The following is a 16,453-nucleotide window of genomic DNA, read 5'->3' on the forward strand; positions in this document are numbered from 1 at the left end:
CTCGTACCAGGAGCCGAACAGGGCCCGCTCGCGTTCCACCAGCAGCGGCAGCGGATCGGACGCGGTGACCAGGTCCCGCAGCGGATACCGCCCCAACACCGCGTCCACCTCGGGCGTCGACGCGGCAGCCAGCCGCCACGCGGCCGGGCGGCTCTCGTCCCGCAGCGCCTCGACGGCCGCGAGGATCACCTTCTGCCCCGTGCCCTCGGGCACTCCGGCGGCCGCACGCTCGTACAGCCTCGCGCCCTCCTCCAGCACGAGGTCCGTGTCCATCCCGGCCGGGATCTTGATCTGGGCGTGGTGCCGCCAGGTGGCGACCGGATCGCCCCAGGCCTCGACCCGGTAGGTCCAGTGGCCGGGCGCGCCGGCGGTGACGGTGGCGCCCCAGCGGTCGGTGCCCGGCGCCAGTTCACGCATCGGCGTCCAGGGGCCGGGGCGGCCGTCCGGGTCGGTCAGTACGACATTGGCGGCCACGGCGTCATGGCCCTCCCGGAACACGGTGGCCGAGATCTCGAAGGTCTCGCCGGTCACCGCCTTCGCGGGCCTGCGCCCGTGCTGGACGACCGGGCGGACGTCGAGGACGGGTATGCGCCCGACGCCGCCGGCCGGGTCGTACGCGGAGGGTCGCTCCGGTGCGGGCGGTCCGGTGTCGGCGGTGCCGGCGTGGGTGATCGGGGGCGCTTCGGTGCGGGGCGTCGGGGGTGAGGACGACTGGTGGTGCATGGCGGGCATGACCGCTCCTGTCCGCGTCAACGAGGGTGGGCGGAATGGCTGTGGGGAGGTGGGTCCTGCGGGGGGTGTTGCGGGGTGTCGCGGGGGTGTTTCCGTCGTGCGCCCGGGAGCGCACGGGTGGGGTGTACCGCTGGAGCCTTCCCACCCTATTCGGGTGGGCAATCCGGCACTTTGTTAACTACTCACGCGTATGTCTACGCACAAGACCGGCCCCGTTCCTCAGGAACGGGGCCGGTGCCCGCACTTCGCCGTGAGGAGGCCGCTACGAGCCCGGTACGTGCAGGAGTTTGTTCGGCGAACCGAGCCCACGGCCGGAGACCTTGCCGGACACGGCCTGCGCCACCAGCGCCTTGGACACCTGTGCGGGCCGCGCCTTGGGATGGCCGGCCAGATAGAGCGCGGCCACGCCCGCCGCGTGCGGCGACGCCATCGACGTACCCGAGAAGGTCGCCCGGCCGCTGTCGCTCGCGTACGACGCCGACGTGATTCCGACGCCCGGGGCGAACAGGTCCAGGGCCGAGCCGAAGTTGGAGAAGCCGGCCTTCGCGTCCCGCTTGTCGGTGGCGCCGACGGTGATGGCCTCCCCCACCGCGGCGGGGGAGTAGAGGCTCGCCGGCAGCCCGTCGTTGCCCGCCGCCACCGTGTAGGTGACGCCGGACGCGATGGAGTTGCGTACGGCGGCGTCCAGCTGCGAGTTGCGGTAGCCGCCGAGGCTGACGTTGGCGACCGCCGGCTTCTTGGCGTGCCTGGTCACCCAGTCGATGCCCGCGATGACATCGGCGGTGGTGCCGGCGCCCTCGTTGTCGAGGACCCGTACGGCGACGACCTTGGCGTTCTTGGCGACGCCGTACTGCTTCCCGGCGATCGTGCCGGCGACATGGGTGCCGTGGCCGTTGCCGTCGCTCGCGTTCTTGTCGTCGCCGACGAAGTCCCAGCCGTGGCTCGCCCGGCCGCCGAAGTCCTTGTGCGAGACGCGGATGCCGGTGTCGATCACATAGACCGTCACTCCGGCGCCGCCGGGCTCCGGCCAGGTGTAGCCGTTGTCCAGCGGCAAGTTGGCCTGATCGATGCGGTCGAGCCCCCAGGACGGCGGGTTCTTCTGGTTGTGGTCCAGGGTCACGCGGGTGTCCTGGACGACGGAGGCGACGCGGGAGTCCGCCGCGAGCCGCTTGGCTTGTCTCTCATTGGCCTGTATGGCGTAGCCGTTGAGGACCGTGCCGTAGGTGTGGCTTATTTTCGCCCCGTACTCCTCGGCGAGGCTCTTTCCCGCCGCTGACGGAGCCTTCGTTCCCCCCTTGAGTGTCACCACGTAACTGCCGCTGACGGAGCCGGGTTCTCCGGCGCCGAGTATCTGCCCCTCCGGTGCGGCGTGCGCGGGCATGGTCGTGGCCGAAAGCGCGGCGACACAGGTCACCGCGGTCAGACCACCGGCCCAGCGCAGACGCCGTATGCGCGTCCGTGCCATGGTGTGAGTTCCCCTCCTCAACTCGGCGCACGGCGGCCCTGGATCACCGGGTGCACCTGGCGTGGGCCGGTGCGCCACTGTCACCTTCTCGTGATGTGAGAAGTCGCCACAAGGACGCCTACGGGGGCGGAATCGGCCATATCGGCCATGGGGGATCTGTAAAGGTTGCGGTTGCTTTCGGACGAAGGTGCTCTTTTCTGCCAGCGTGGGGCTCCGTCTCACCTGCTTGACAGCCGCAAAACGCGCTGTGGTTACGAAGCCCCGCATACCGATACCGTCGGGGTCGATGACGGGACCCACACCGCCGTGGGCCCCCTGCCACGCCCTGCCCGAGGTGGAACTGTGAAGGCGATCCGTCGATTCACCGTCCGTCCTGTCCTCCCCGAACCGCTGCGGCCCCTGAGCGACCTCGCGCGCAACCTGCGCTGGTCCTGGCACGCGGAGACCCGCGACCTCTTCCAGTCCGTCGACCCCGAGCGCTGGGCCGCCTCGGGCCAGGACCCCGTACGGCTGCTGGGCAGCGTCCCGCCCGGACGGCTCGCCGAGCTGGCCGAGGACCGCCGGTTCCTGCGCCGGCTGACCGCGGTCGCCGGCGACCTCAACGACTACGTCACCGGCGAGCGCTGGTACCAGGACCAGTCCGCCGAACTGCCCGCCGCCGTCGCCTACTTCTCCCCCGAGTTCGGCATCACGGCCGCCCTGCCCCAGTACTCCGGCGGCCTCGGCATCCTGGCCGGCGACCACCTCAAGGCGGCCAGCGACCTCGGCGTCCCGCTCATCGGGGTCGGGCTGCTGTACCGGCACGGCTACTTCCGGCAGACCCTGTCCCGGGACGGCTGGCAGCAGGAGCACTACCCGGTCCTGGACCCCAACGAGCTGCCGCTGACGCTCCTGAAGGAGACCGACGGCACCCCCGCCCAGGTCTCCCTCGCCCTCCCCGGCGGCAAGTCGCTGCACGCCCGGATCTGGCTGGCCCAGGTCGGCCGGGTGCCGCTGCTGATGCTCGACTCGGACGTCGAGGAGAACGACCTCGGCGAACGCGGGGTGACCGACCGGCTCTACGGCGGCGGCAGCGAGCACCGGCTGCTGCAGGAGATGCTGCTGGGCATAGGAGGGGTGCGGGCGGTGCGGACGTACTGCCGGCTGACCGGCCACCCGGCCCCCGAGGTCTTCCACACGAACGAGGGCCATGCGGGCTTCCTGGGGCTGGAGCGGATCGCCGAACTCCACACCGAGGGGGGCCTGGACTTCGACTCCGCGCTGGAGGCCGTCCGCGCCGGCACGGTCTTCACCACCCACACGCCCGTCCCGGCCGGCATCGACCGCTTCGACCGCGAGCTGGTCGCCCACCACTTCGGTCCCGACGCCGAACTCCCCGGCATCGACGTGGAGCGCATCCTCCAGCTCGGCATGGAGACCTACCCCGGCGGCGAACCGAACCTCTTCAACATGGCGGTGATGGGCCTGCGCCTGGGCCAGCGCGCCAACGGCGTCTCCCTCCTCCACGGCAACGTCAGCCGCGAGATGTTCTCGGGCCTGTGGCCGGGATTCGACCCCGACGAGGTGCCCATCACCTCCGTCACCAACGGTGTCCACGCCCCGACCTGGGTCGCCCCCGAGGTGTTCCGCCTCGGCGCCCGCCAGATCGGCGCCCAGCGCACCGAGGACGCGATGACCGTCGGCGGCTCGGACCGCTGGGACGCGGTCGCGGAGATCCCCGACCAGGACATCTGGGACCTGCGCCGCAACCTGCGCGAGCAGCTGGTGACGGAGGTGCGGGACCGCCTGCGCACCTCCTGGCGGCAACGCGGCGCCGCAACGGCCGAGTTGGGCTGGATCGACGGGGTTCTCGACCCGGACGTCCTGACGATCGGGTTCGCGCGCCGGGTCCCGTCGTACAAGCGACTGACGCTGATGCTCCGCGACCGCGACCGCCTGATGGATCTGCTGCTCCACCCCGAGCGGCCCGTCCAGATCGTGGTGGCGGGCAAGGCGCACCCGGCGGACGACGGCGGAAAGCGCCTGGTCCAGGAGCTGGTGAGGTTCTCGGACGACCCGCGCGTGCGGCACCGGATCGTGTTCCTGCCGGACTACGGCATGGCGATGGCCCAGAAGCTCTACCCCGGCTGCGACATCTGGCTGAACAACCCGCTGCGGCCCTTGGAGGCCTGTGGGACGAGCGGGATGAAGGCGGCGCTGAACGGCTGTCTCAACCTCTCCGTCCTGGACGGCTGGTGGGACGAATGGTTCCAGCCCGACTTCGGCTGGGCGATCCCCACCGCGGACGGCACCGGCACCGACCCGGACCACCGCGACGACATCGAGGCGGCGGCGCTCTACGACCTGCTGGAGCAGCGCGTCACGCCCCGTTTCTACGAGCGCGGCCAGGCCGGCCTGCCGGACCGCTGGATCGAGATGGTCCGCCAGACCCTGACGCTGCTCGGTCCGAAGGTCCTGGCGGGCAGGATGGTCCGCGAATACGTGGAGCGCCTCTACACCCCGGCCGCGCACGCCCACCGTGCGATGACCCCGGACGCGGCGCGCGAGCTGGCGGGCTGGAAGGCGCGGGTGCGCTCGGCGTGGCACGGCGTCACGGTCGACCACGTCGAGACGTCGGCGGCGACACCCACCGCCGAGCTGGGCTCGACGCTCAGCCTTCGGGTGCGGGTCGGCCTGGGTGAGCTCGGGCCGGACGACGTGGAGGTGCAGGCGGTCTCGGGGCGCGTGGACTCCGAGGACCGCATCGCGGACGCGTCGACGGTGCCGCTGAAGCCGGTGGGCAGCCCGGACGCGGAGGGGCGGTGGGTGTACGAGGGACCGCTGTCCCTGGACCGGACGGGGCCGTACGGGTACACGGTGCGGATTCTTCCGGCGCATCGGTTGCTGGCTTCGGGCGCGGAGTTGGGGCTTGTGGTGGTGCCTTCGGAGGATGTGGGGGAGGGGGCGGGGGTACTGATGCGGTGACCCGCCGTGAGGCGCCCGGCCGGGGAGTCCCTGCCGGGCGCCCGCGTCAGCTCTCCTGAGCCGGCGCGCACAACCTCCGCAGCACCGCCCCGCACCGCCGTGCGTACGCATGCTGCAACCCCCGGGTCGCCGCCCCGCCCGCCCGCGCGTACCACTTCGCCCCCCGGCTGAACGCCCGCACGGTCAGCCACACCGTGCCGTCCCCCGTGCGCTCCACCTCGAACGCCTCCTCGCCGCACTCCGGATGGCCGGAAAGGGTGCCGTAGGCCCAGCCGACGCGCCGGTGCTCGTCCATCGTCCAGACCACCCGGCACGGGGCCCTGATCACTCCGGCGAGGGTGACCGTGACGTCGACGTCGGGGGCCGCGCGCTCGGACGTGGCGTCGATGCCGACGCCCAGCGCGCGGTGCATCTCCCAGGTCATGACCGCCTCGGCGGCTCTGCGGAAGACCTCCTCGCCCTCGCCGATGCGGGTGCGCACGTGCAGGGGGTGGAAGCCGGGCGGGCAGAAGCCGCTCTCCCGGGTAGCGCCGACGTGGTCGTACGTGAAGGACATGGGGCCCAAGCGTAAGGCGGCACCCGGGAATGCCTTCGTCCCGGGTGCCGCCCTCTCGACTACAGCCCGTCAGCTGACGTTGACCGCCGACCAGGCCGCCGCCACCGCGTTGTACTCGGTGCTGCCGGAGCCGTACAGGGCCGACGCCGCGCTCAGGGTCGCCGTGCGGGCGCCCTTGTAGTTCGTCGTCGACGTCATGTACTCGGTGAGGGCCTTGTACCAGATCTGGGCGGCCTTGGCGCGGCCGATCCCGGAGACGGTCGAGCCGTTGGACGTCGGGGAGTTGTAGGTCACCCCGTTGATCGTCTTCGAGCCGCTGCCCTCCGACAGGAGGTAGAAGAAGTGGTTCGCCGGGCCCGAGGAGTAGTGGACGTCCAGGCCGCCCAGGGACGAGGACCAGTAGTCGGCCGAGTTGCCGTCCTTGCTGGGCTTGTCCATGTACCGCAGCGGGGTGCCGTCGCCGTTGATGTCGATCTTCTCGCCGATGAGGTAGTCACCGGGGTCGGAGGAGTTGTTCGCGAAGAACTCCACCGCCGTGCCGAAGATGTCGGAGGTGGCCTCGTTCAGGCCGCCGGACTCGCCGCTGTAGTTCAGGCCCGCCGTGTTCGAGGTGACGCCGTGGGTCATCTCGTGGCCGGCCACGTCCAGCGAGGTGAGCGGCTTGACGTTGCCCTCGCCGTCGCCGTACGTCATGCAGAAGCAGCTGTCGGACCAGAAGGCGTTGACGTAGGCGTTGCCGTAGTGGACGCGGGAGTACGCGGCCTTGCCGTCGTTCTTGATACCGCTGCGGCCGAAGGTGTTCTTGTAGTAGTCCCAGGTCGTCTGGGCGCCGTAGGCCGCGTCGACGGCCGCGCTCTGGTCGCTGGAGGAGCTGGAGGCCGCTCCGGTGCCCCAGGTGTCGTCCGCGTCGGTGAACAGGGTGCCCGCCGAACTGCTGGTGCTGCGCGACTTGTTGTACGTCTTGTGGCCGCCGCGGGTCGTGTCGTACAGCTGGTACGTCGAACCCGACAGGGTCGTGCCGAGGGTGACGGTGCCGGAGTAGACGCTCTTGCCGGTGCCGGTCTCGATGCCCTGGTACTCGTACAGCTTCTTGCCGGTGGCCGCGTCGGTGATGACGTGCAGCTCGTTCGGGGTGCCGTCCTCCTGGAGGCCGCCGACGACCGTCTCGTAGGCGAGGGCGGGCTTGCCGTTGGCGGCCCAGATCACCTTGCGGGGCGCGTTGTCCGCCTCGGTCTTCTCCGAGCCGGCCGCCTTGGCGAGCTTCACGGCCTGGCTCTCGGCCCTGTCCGCGGTGATCGCCGGCTTGAGCGAGGCGACCTTGACGGTGGCCTTCGTCGCCTTGGTGACGCCCGTCGTCGAGCCGGAGGGCGACTCGTGGACGACCAGGTCGCCGCCGAGCACGGGGAGCCCGGCGTAGGTGCGCTCGTAGCGGGTGTGGACGGTGCCGTCGGCGTCCTTGACGACGTCCTTGACGACCAGCTTCTCCTGGGCGCCGAGGCCTATCTCGTCGGCGGTCTGGGCGGCCTCGGCCTGCTGGTCCTTGATGAGCGCGGTGCGCGCGGCGGGGGCGAGCGCGACCGGGACGGCGAGCGGGCTCGCCTTTCTGCCGCTCTGCGCCTGGTCCTCGGCGGCGGAACTGCCGGTGGCCAGACCGGTGGTGAGCAGGGCTCCGGCCGCCACGGCGGTGGCGACGGCCAGAGTGGTGCGCTTGCGACGCGCGTAGAGGGGGGTCACACGAGCTCCTCTGTGGGGGAAGTTCGAACGGTGCTTGTGCGGCGGGTGAGGGAAGAGTGTCACCAGGGGCGCGTACATGTCAGGACCCTGAGGTGATGTTGGCCGGAAGTCGACTGTCCGGTAAACGTTTCGGGAACGTAAACGGGCGCCGTCCCGGCGGGAGTTGAACCCACCGAGACGACGCCCTGTCCTGGAATCCCGTCAACGGGCCTACGGGAAGGTGAGCTTCCAGCTGTTGATGTAACCGGTGTCGATGGCCGCGTTGTCCTGGACCCGCAGCTGCCAGACGCCGTTGGCCACCTCGGAGGACGCGTTCACCGTGTACGTGGTGTTGAGGTTGTCCGAGCTGCCGCCGGTGCCGTAGCCCTTCAGCGTGTACGCCGTGCCGTCGGGGGCGACCAGGTCCACCTTGAGGTCACCGACGTAGGTGTGGACGATGTCCACGGCGACCTGGAGGTTGGACGGCGCGTTGCCGGTCCGGCCGGAGACCGTGATCGGGGACGTCACCGCCGCCCCGTTGTCCGGGATCGACACGTCGGTGCCGCTCTCGAAGGACGTACCGCCACCGCCGCCACCGCCGTCGGAGCGCGCGCCCACGTTGACGCCGGCCCAGGCGTCCTGCACCGCCTTGTACTCGGCGCTCGTGGTGCCGTACAGCTCACCGGCCGCCGCGAGGGTGCCGGTGCGGGCGCCCGAGTAGTTGGTGGTGGACGTGAACTTGGTGGTCAGCGCGCGGAACCAGATCTTCTCCGCCTTGTCGCGGCCGATGCCGGTGACCGGAAGGCCGTCCGAGGTGGGCGAGTTGTAGGTGACACCGTTGATGGTCTTGGTGCCGCTGCCCTCGGAGAGGAGGTAGAAGAAGTGGTTCGCGGGGCCCGAGGAGTAGTGCACGTCGATCGAGCCGATGCCCGAGTACCAGGCGTCCTTGGACGAGCCGTCCTTGCTGGGCTTGTCCATGTAGCGCAGCGGGGTGCCGTCGCCGTTGATGTTGATCTCCTCGCCGATGAGGTAGTCACCGACGTCGGAGGAGTTGTTCGCGAAGAACTCCACCGTCGAGCCGAAGATGTCGGAGGTGGCCTCGTTCAGACCGCCGGACTCGCCGCTGTAGTTGAGCCCGGCCGTGTTCGAGGTGAGTCCGTGCGTCATCTCGTGCGCGGCCACGTCGATCGACGTCAGCGGGTTGGCGTTGCCCGAGCCGTCGCCGTACGTCATGCAGAAGCAGCTGTCGGACCAGAACGCGTTGACGTAGTTGTTGCCGTAGTGGACCCGGGAGTAGGCGCCGACGCCGTCGCCGCGGATGCCGCTGCGCCCGTGCACGTTCTTGTAGTAGTCCCAGGTGAGCGCGGCACCGTAGTGCGCGTCGGCGCCCGCGGACTCCAGGTTGGACGGGCTGCCGTTGCCCCAGACGTCGTCGGGGCCGGAGAAGAGGGTGCCGGTGCCTGAGGTGCCGCGGTTGAGGTTGTACGTCTTGTGGTTGCCGCGCGCGCCGTCCGTGAGGTTGTACGTCGACCCGGACTGCGTGGTGGTGAGGTTGACCGTGCCGGAGTACACCGTGTTGCCGGTGCCGGTCTCGATGGCTTCCCACTCGTACAGCTTCTCGCCGGTCGTGGCGTCGGTGATGACGTGCAGTTCCTGCGGGGTGCCGTCGTGCTGGAAGCCGCCGACGACCGTCTCGTACGCCACGGTCGGCTTGCCGTTCGCGGCCCAGATCACCTTGCGGGGCGCCTTGTTGACGTCGGGGCTCTTCGCCTCCTCCGCCCTCGCGGCGGCCAGCGCCTGCTTCTCCGCCTTGGCGGCGGGGACGGCGGCGGCCGTGGTCGCCGGCTTGATGGCGGCGCGGGTCGCCTTGACGACGGCCTCGGTCTCGCCGGACTTCGCGGTCTCGACGACCAGGTCGCCGCCGAGGACGGGCAGGCCGTCGTAGGTCCGCTCGTAGCGGGTGTGGACCGTGCCGTCGCCGTCCTTCAGGACGTCACGGACGACCAGCTTCTCCTTGGCGCCCAGGCCCAGGTCCTTCGCGGTGGCCGCCTTGGTGGCGTTGGCCTCGCGTATCAGCGCGGCGCGCTGGGCGGGGGACAGCTTGACGGACTCGGCGCCCGGGATGACCTTGCCCGCGGCCGACGGTGCCTTCTCCGGGGCTGCGGTGGCGGCGCCCGACTGGACGGCCGCGGCGATCAGGGCGGAGACGCCGACGAGGGCGACGGCGGCGGCCCGGCGGTGCGTGCTGTGGCGACGCGTGGTGTGGGGGGTGCGTCTGTGGGAGGAACTGTCTCTCAACACTGACTCCTTCTGCGCGGCCGCGGATCACGCGGCCAGGGGAGACCGGCCGGCGGGTGGGCCGTCCGGGCAGAACAGGTGGTACGCAGAACGACGTGCGCGTGCGGGAACCGGAGGTGCGCGTCGGGAACTCGACGCGCGCGTGCGGGAGTTCGGCCGCGGGCACCGCCGTGTGACGGTGCTGTGGGGTTGCTGTGTCGCGGCCGTGGGAAGAGTGCCAGCCGAACGCGGTTACTGTCAGGGTCGCGTCAGAAAGTTGGCCGGAAATCGTTCGTTGTCCGGGAGTTCACGTTCGATAAACGGAACAGACGGGCAGGCGACTCATACGTCGATACGGTCGAGATCCCGCAGCCAGGCGGCCGCGTTGCCGTCGGACGGCGCCCGCCAGTCCCCGCGCGGCGAGAGCGAACCCCCGGCCGAGACCTTCGGTCCGTTCGGCATGGCGGACCGCTTGAACTGTGCGAACGCGAAGAATCGGCGGCAGAAGACCTCCAGCCAGCGCCGGATCTCCGCCAGGTCGTACGCCACCCGCTTGGCCTCGGGGAAGCCCGGCGGCCAGGCGCCGGCGTCCGCGTCGTGCCAGGCGTGCCAGGCCAGGAAGGCGATCTTCGACGGCCGGAAGCCGTACCGCAGAACGTGGAAGAGCGTGAAGTCGTGCAGCGCGTACGGGCCGATCTTCGACTCGGTCGACTGCATCTCCTCGCCCGGCACCAGCTCCGGGCTGATCTCGGTGTCCAGGATCGCGGCGAGCGTCTTGCCGGTCTCCTCGTCGAACTGCTCGCTGCCGATGACCCAGCGGATCAGGTGCTGGATCAGCGTCTTCGGCACCCCGCCGTTGACGTTGTAGTGGCTCATCTGGTCGCCGACGCCGTACGTGGACCAGCCCAGCGCCAGCTCCGACAGGTCGCCGGTGCCGAGCACGATGCCGCCGCGCTGGTTGGCGAGCCGGAACAGGTAGTCGGTGCGCAGACCGGCCTGCACGTTCTCGAAGGTGACGTCGTACACCGGCTCGCCGGACGCGAACGGGTGGCCCATCTCCTTCAGCATCAGCCGGGCGGTCGGCGTGATGTCCAGCTCGGCCGCGGTGACGCCGAGCGAGTTCATCAGCTTGTGGGCGTTGTCCTTGGTGTGGTCGCTGGTGGCGAAGCCCGGCAGGGTGAAGGCCAGGATGTCGCTGCGCGGGCGGCCCGCGCGGTCCATCGCCCGGGCGGCGACGATCAGCGCGTGCGTGGAGTCGAGCCCGCCGGACACGCCGATGACCACCTTGGGTCCGCCGATCGAGGCCAGCCGCTGCTGGAGGCCCGCGACCTGGATGTTGTACGCCTCGTAGCAGTCCAGGGCGAGGCGCTCGGCATCGGCGGGCACGAACGGGAACCGCTCGACGCGGCGCTTGAGCCCCAGGTCGACCGCAGGCGGGTCGAGCTGGAATTCGATGCGCCGGAAGTCGCCGGTCCGCCCGGCGTGCGCGCGCCGGTTGTCGTCGAACGTGCCCATCCGGTGCCGCTCCTGCCGCAGCAGGTCGAGGTCGACGTCGGCCACCGCGTACTGGTCGTCGAGCGGGAAGCGGTCCGTCTCGGCGAGCAGGGCGCCGTTCTCGTAGATCATGGTCTGCCCGTCCCAGGACAGGTCCGTGGTGGACTCGCCCAGGCCGGCCGCCGAGTAGACGTACGCCGCCAGGCAGCGCGCGGACGCCGCCCGGCACAGCAGCCGGCGGTCCTCGGCCCGGCCGACGGTGATCGGGCTGCCGGACAGGTTCGCGAGCACGGTCGCGCCCGCGAGGGCCGCCTCCGCGCTCGGAGGCACCGGCACCCACATGTCCTCGCAGATCTCGGCGTGCAGGACCAGTCCCGGGACGTCCTGCGCCGCGAAGAGCAGGTCCACGCCGAAGGGGACCTCCTCGCCGCCGATCCGGATCGTCCCGCCGCGCTCGTCCTCGCCCGAGGCGATCTGCCGGCGCTCGTAGAACTCGCGGTAGTTCGGCGGGTACGACTTGGGCGCGACGCCGAGGATCCGGCCCCGGTGCACGACCACCGCGCAGTTGTAGATCCGGTGACGGTGACGCAGCGGGGCGCCGACGACCAGCACCGGGAGCAGGTCCGCAGACCCGGCCGCCACCGTCCGGAGCGCCTCCTCGACCTCGTCGAGCACCGCGTCCTGGAGCAGCAGGTCCTCGATCGAGTATCCGGTCAGGCCGAGCTCCGGGAAGACGGCGACCGCGACGCCGTCCTCGGCGCACCGGCGCGCCTGCCGCAGCACCGCTTCCGCGTTGGCGTGCGGGTCGGCGATGACGGTGTGGCCCGTGCACGCGGCGACCCGCGCGAAGCCGTGCTCGTAGATCGACCAGAAGTTCAACGGACTTCCCCAGGAGAAGCGGACAGTGCTGTCACCGAGCATAGATCGCCTGATCAGGCCTGTGTCGTTCCGGGCGAGGCAGTCCGCTCCCCGTGCCAGGATCGCCACAGCGCCGCGTACGTCCCGTCCGCCGTGACCAGCTCGTCATGGGTGCCCAGCTCGGTGAGGCGGCCGTTCTCCATCACGGCCACGCGGTCCGCGTCGTGCGCGGTGTGCAGGCGGTGCGCGATGGCGATGACGGTACGGCCCTCCAGTACGGCGGCCAGGGCCCGTTCGGTGTGCCGGGCGGTCGTCGGGTCGAGCAGGGCCGTCGCCTCGTCGAGGATCAGGGTGTGCGGGTCGGCCAGGACGACGCGGGCGAGGGCGAGCTGCTGGGCCTGTGAGCCGTCCGTACGGTGGCCTCCGTCGCCGAGCGCGGTGTCGAGGCCGTCGGGCAGCCGCCGTACCCAGGTGTCGGCGCCGACCGCCGTGAGGGCGGCCCACAACTGCTCGTCGCTCGCCGACGGCTCGGCGATACGGAGGTTGTCGCGGACCGTGCCGAGGAAGACGTGGTGCTCCTGGGTGACCAGGACGACCTGGCGGCGCAGCTCCTCCGGGCCGAGGGCGACGACCGGCACTCCGCCGACCGTCACCGAGCCGGCGGTCGGCGCGTCGACGCCGGCCAGGAGTCGGCTCAGGGTCGTCTTTCCGGCGCCGGAGGGGCCGACGACGGCAAGACGCTCGCCCGGCCGTACGGTCAGGTCGACATCGCTGAGGACCTCGCCGCCGCGGTCGTAGGCATAGCGCACACCGGCCACCTCGATCAGGTCGTCCGCCGGGGTGGGGGAGTCGGCACCGGTGGCTCTGGGGGCGCGCGCCAGCCCCTCCACGCGGGCGAAGGAGGCGCCGCTGCTCTGCAGTTGCTCGACCCGCATGAGGATCTCGTCCAGCGGCTCGCTCAGCCGTTGCAGGTACAGGGCGGCCGCCACGACCGAGCCCAGGCTCATCGCGCCCCGCTCCAGCAGCACGCCGCCGAGTAGCAGGACCGTCACGACCGGGACGAGGTAGGACACCTCTATGGCCGGGAAGAACACCGAGCGCAGGAACAGGGTGTAGAACCGGGTGCGGCGGGACGTCTCCAGCGCGTCGCGGCTCGCGGTGACGCGCCGCTCTTCGAGGCGCAGTGCCTCCACCGTGCGGGCGCCGGACGCGGTCGTCGCGAGGATCTCCGCGACCTCCGAGGTGGCCGCGCCCTCGGCGAGGTAGCCGTCGCGGGCGCGGCGCAGATACCAGCGCAGGGCCCACCAGATGCCGAAGAAGCCGAGCGCTCCGCACAGGCCGAGGAGGGGGTTGAGGGTGATCACGGCACCGAGCAGGAACAGTGCCTGTACGGAGCTGATGAGCAGCTCGGGGCCGGCGTCGCGCAGGGTGGTGCCGACGAGGGCGACGTCCGCGGTGCCGCGGGCGGTGAGGTCACCGGTGCCGGCGCGTTCCACGACGTTGGCGGGGAGGGCGAGCGTGCGGTCGACGAAGTCCTCGCGGACGCGGGCGAGGGTGCGTTCGCCGAAGCGGTGGCCCACGTAGCGGGCCCAGCGGGACAGCAGCAGCTGGGCGGCGGCCGCTGTCAGGATCGCCAGGGCGAGTTTGTCCACGGTCGTGGTGCCGTGGCCGGCGCGGACCTCGTCGATGATGCGGCCTACCAGCCAGGGGCTCGCCAAGCCGGCGATTGCCGCCAGGGAGTTCAGGGTGAGTACGGCTGTGAAGGCTTTGGCGTCCGCTCGGATCAGGCGGAGGGTGGCTTGTCGGACGTCTTTGGGCGCTGCGACGGGGAGGGTTGTGCGGGGGAGAGCTCGGGACTTCTGGTGGTCTGCCGGGTGCGGGTTCGATGTGGCGTGTCGTGCCCCGCGGCGAAGCCGCGTATTGATACGGCCCCGTGCCCCTGAGGGGCCTTGTTCTGCCGTCAACTCATGACCTCCTCGGCGTCCTCGTTCCGTGCCACCAAGGCTCGGTATCCCGGTTCTCCGTCCAGGAGTTCCCGGTGTGTGCCCGTGGCCGCCACCTTGCCGTCGACCAGGTAGTGGACCGTGTCCGCTTGGTCCAGGACCAGCGGGGACGTGCTCGTGACGACCGTCGTACGGCCCTGGCGTGCCCTGTGCAGGCGTTCGGCGACCCTTGCCTCCGTGTGGGCGTCCAGAGCCGACGTCGGCTCGACTGCCAGGAGGATCTCCGGGTCGGCCAGCAGCGCGCGGACCAGGCGGACGCGTTGGCGCTGGCCGCCGGAGAGGTTGCGGCCCTGGGCGTCGATCGGGGTGTCGAGGGCGTCGGGGAGGCCGCGGACGATGTCCTCGGCGACCGCCGTGTGCACCGCTCGAGCGATCGCCGGCTCGTCCCGGTCCGCGTGGCCGGCCACCAGTTCCCGCAGCGTGCCCGCGAACAGGTCGGACTCGTGGTCCGCGACCAGGATCCGTGCCCGGAGCTGCGGTAACGCGATGTCCGCCAGGGGGATGCCGCCCCAGGTCGCCGCCGACGGGACGTAGCGGCCGAGGCGGTCGACGACGCCCGCAGCGTCGGCCGGCTGCGCGGCGGCCAGGGCGGTGAGCCGGCCCGGCAGCACCCGTACCCCCGACTCGGGGTCGTCCAGGGCCGCCGGCTCCGCGGGCGCGTCCCTGGTGCCGGTGTCCTCCATCGGCTCCAGGCGCAGTAACCGTACGACCCGCCGCGCCGCCACCAGGCCCCGGCTGACCTGGTAACCGCACTCGACGAAGAACGCCACCGGACGGACCAGGACCGCGACATAGCCGTAGACGGAGACCAACTCGCCGACGGTGATGGCGCCCTGGGCGGCCAGCCGTGCCGCCAGCCAGGTCACCACGGCCAGGAACAGCGTCGGCAGCCCCAGGCCCAGGGCCTGCACCCAGCTGGTCACCGCGCCGACCCGGTACCCCTGCGCGCGCAGCCGCTGCGAGTCGCGCCGGAAGGCGTCGGCCACCAGGTCCTTGCCGCCGAGGCCGTTGAGGACGCGCAGGCCGCCCGCGAGGTCGCTGATGCGCGCGGTCAGGACGCTCTGCCGCTCCCGGTACTCCGTCTCCGTGCCCTGCAGCCGCCCGAGCAGCGGTCCGACGAGCACGGTGATCGCCGGCATCCCGAGCAGCACCACCACCGCGATCGGCACCGAGACCGACACCAGCACCACGGCGACCGCCAGGTAGGCGACGACCGCGCCGAACCCCGGCCCGATGACGGTCAGGGAGCCGCTGATCGTCTGGACGTCGCCCACGCCGATCGTGACGACCTCGCCGGCCCCGACCCGGCGCGGCAGCGCGGCGCCCAGCCGGACCGACTGCCGGACCAGGACCTTGATCGTGCGGAAGAGGGCGTCCATCCGCAGCCGGGTCATCGTGCGGTGCCGCATGATGCTCAGCCAGGCGTTGAACACATGCACCCCCGCCAGCACACCGGTCCACGCGGCCAGCGCCGCATAGTCACCGGGCGCCAGCCCCTCGTCCACGGCGCGTGAGAGGAGATACGGCGTCGCCGCAAGCAGCACCATCCACACGGCCGAGATCAACGCCCCGAGGGCCGATCTCCCCGCCTGCCGGGTGACCAGCCACCACAGATAGCGTGCGCCGCCGCGACAGTCGGGCTCGCCGGGCTCCTCGTACGCGTCGATCATCGTTCCCCCGTCCTGTCGTGTGTCGTCCGTGCTCCGTCTCTTCGGGAATCAAAGCTCAGTTGATTCGCGCTGGAAATTGCAATAATTGGGACACTATCGGGCAAGTGAGGGCGGAGTGGGTGAATTCGTCCAGGCCGCGAAAAGGGCAAGTCGGATCTCGGTGGCTTCGAGCCATCTTCGTCGCGGTGTATGGCCGCCGCTTCCGGCGCGTTGATAAGGTCGCGCAGCCAATCTTCGGCGTTCGAGACATGTCGAAAAAAGGAGATCTGGTAATGCCTCAGACTACTGCAAGTCAGTTCACGACCGAGCAGGTCGCGGAGGCTGAGAAGGCCGCCGGGACCCTGGAGGCACTCGTGGCGCGCCTCGGTTCCGACGAGGCGTTCGCCGCGGCGCTGACGGAGCAGCCGCGGAAGACGCTCGCCGACGCGGGGCTCGTTATCGAGAAGGAGTCCATGGAGACGCTCATGCTCGTTGACGCCGAGCGTTTCGACAGGGCGTGCGAGAGCCTCTTCGACCTGGTCGACTCCGACTTCCTCATCACCATGAGCGTGCCGTCCTGCGGCTGACCTGAATTACGGCACGGTGCGGCTGAGCGTAGAGATGGTCGTGCGCTGAGCCGCCGCTCGCCCTCGTGGCTGGGACGCAAGGGGCCGCCATTCCGGCTGTCCCTTGTGCCCTGGTCATTTCTCCGGGTGAAGAGGTGATGTATGTCGCGCGTGCT

The 16,453-nt window shown here is 71.0% G+C and carries 10 protein-coding genes; 2 read left to right on the forward strand and 8 right to left on the reverse strand.

Translation table 11 applies throughout. The features are described 5' to 3' along the window. Both ACIBAG_RS43620 and ACIBAG_RS43625 read right to left on the reverse strand, forming a co-directional pair. On the reverse strand, positions 1 to 732 hold a 732-nt coding region (locus ACIBAG_RS43620), incomplete at its 3' end, for a maltotransferase domain-containing protein (protein WP_399113437.1). A 262-nt stretch (positions 733 to 994) separates the two neighbouring features. After that, positions 995 to 2,197, reverse strand: coding sequence for a S8 family peptidase (locus ACIBAG_RS43625; RefSeq protein ID WP_399113438.1), 1,203 nt, complete (start codon positions 2,195 to 2,197; stop codon positions 995 to 997). Between the two features lie 342 nt (positions 2,198 to 2,539). On the opposite strand from ACIBAG_RS43625, the gene ACIBAG_RS43630 reads away from it, so the two are divergent. Continuing rightward, complete coding sequence (locus tag ACIBAG_RS43630) at positions 2,540 to 5,161, forward strand: glycosyltransferase family 1 protein (RefSeq protein WP_399113440.1); 2,622 nt, start codon at positions 2,540 to 2,542, stop codon at positions 5,159 to 5,161. A 46-nt stretch (positions 5,162 to 5,207) separates the two neighbouring features. Here ACIBAG_RS43630 and ACIBAG_RS43635 read toward each other — a convergent pair whose 3' ends face one another. The 6 genes from ACIBAG_RS43635 to ACIBAG_RS43660 form a co-directional block, all read right to left on the reverse strand. Beyond that, positions 5,208 to 5,717, reverse strand: coding sequence for a DUF1990 family protein (locus ACIBAG_RS43635; RefSeq protein ID WP_399113442.1), 510 nt, complete (start codon positions 5,715 to 5,717; stop codon positions 5,208 to 5,210). A 69-nt stretch (positions 5,718 to 5,786) separates the two neighbouring features. Beyond that, the gene (locus ACIBAG_RS43640; RefSeq protein ID WP_399113444.1) at positions 5,787 to 7,451 is read right to left on the reverse strand and encodes a M4 family metallopeptidase; all 1,665 of its coding nucleotides are present in this window, start codon (positions 7,449 to 7,451) and stop codon (positions 5,787 to 5,789) included. Between the two features lie 210 nt (positions 7,452 to 7,661). Further along, the gene (locus ACIBAG_RS43645) at positions 7,662 to 9,728 is read right to left on the reverse strand and encodes a M4 family metallopeptidase (RefSeq protein ID WP_399113446.1); all 2,067 of its coding nucleotides are present in this window, start codon (positions 9,726 to 9,728) and stop codon (positions 7,662 to 7,664) included. Between the two features lie 321 nt (positions 9,729 to 10,049). After that, positions 10,050 to 12,080, reverse strand: a complete 2,031-nt coding sequence (locus ACIBAG_RS43650) for an NAD(+) synthase (RefSeq protein WP_399113448.1) — start codon at positions 12,078 to 12,080, stop codon at positions 10,050 to 10,052. 53 nt (positions 12,081 to 12,133) lie between these two features. Next, positions 12,134 to 13,846, reverse strand: a complete 1,713-nt coding sequence (locus tag ACIBAG_RS43655; protein WP_399113555.1) for an ABC transporter ATP-binding protein — start codon at positions 13,844 to 13,846, stop codon at positions 12,134 to 12,136. Positions 13,847 to 14,019: 173 nt separating this feature from the next. Next, complete coding sequence (locus tag ACIBAG_RS43660; RefSeq protein ID WP_399113450.1) at positions 14,020 to 15,732, reverse strand: ABC transporter transmembrane domain-containing protein; 1,713 nt, start codon at positions 15,730 to 15,732, stop codon at positions 14,020 to 14,022. A gap of 272 nt (positions 15,733 to 16,004) precedes the next feature. On the opposite strand from ACIBAG_RS43660, the gene ACIBAG_RS43665 reads away from it, so the two are divergent. After that, positions 16,005 to 16,298, forward strand: a complete 294-nt coding sequence (locus tag ACIBAG_RS43665; RefSeq protein WP_399113452.1) for a hypothetical protein — start codon at positions 16,005 to 16,007, stop codon at positions 16,296 to 16,298. Positions 16,299 to 16,453: the final 155 nt, after the last annotated feature.

It is taken from the genome of Streptomyces sp. NPDC051243, assembly GCF_044455405.1.
Classification (GTDB): Bacteria; Actinomycetota; Actinomycetes; order Streptomycetales; family Streptomycetaceae; genus Streptomyces.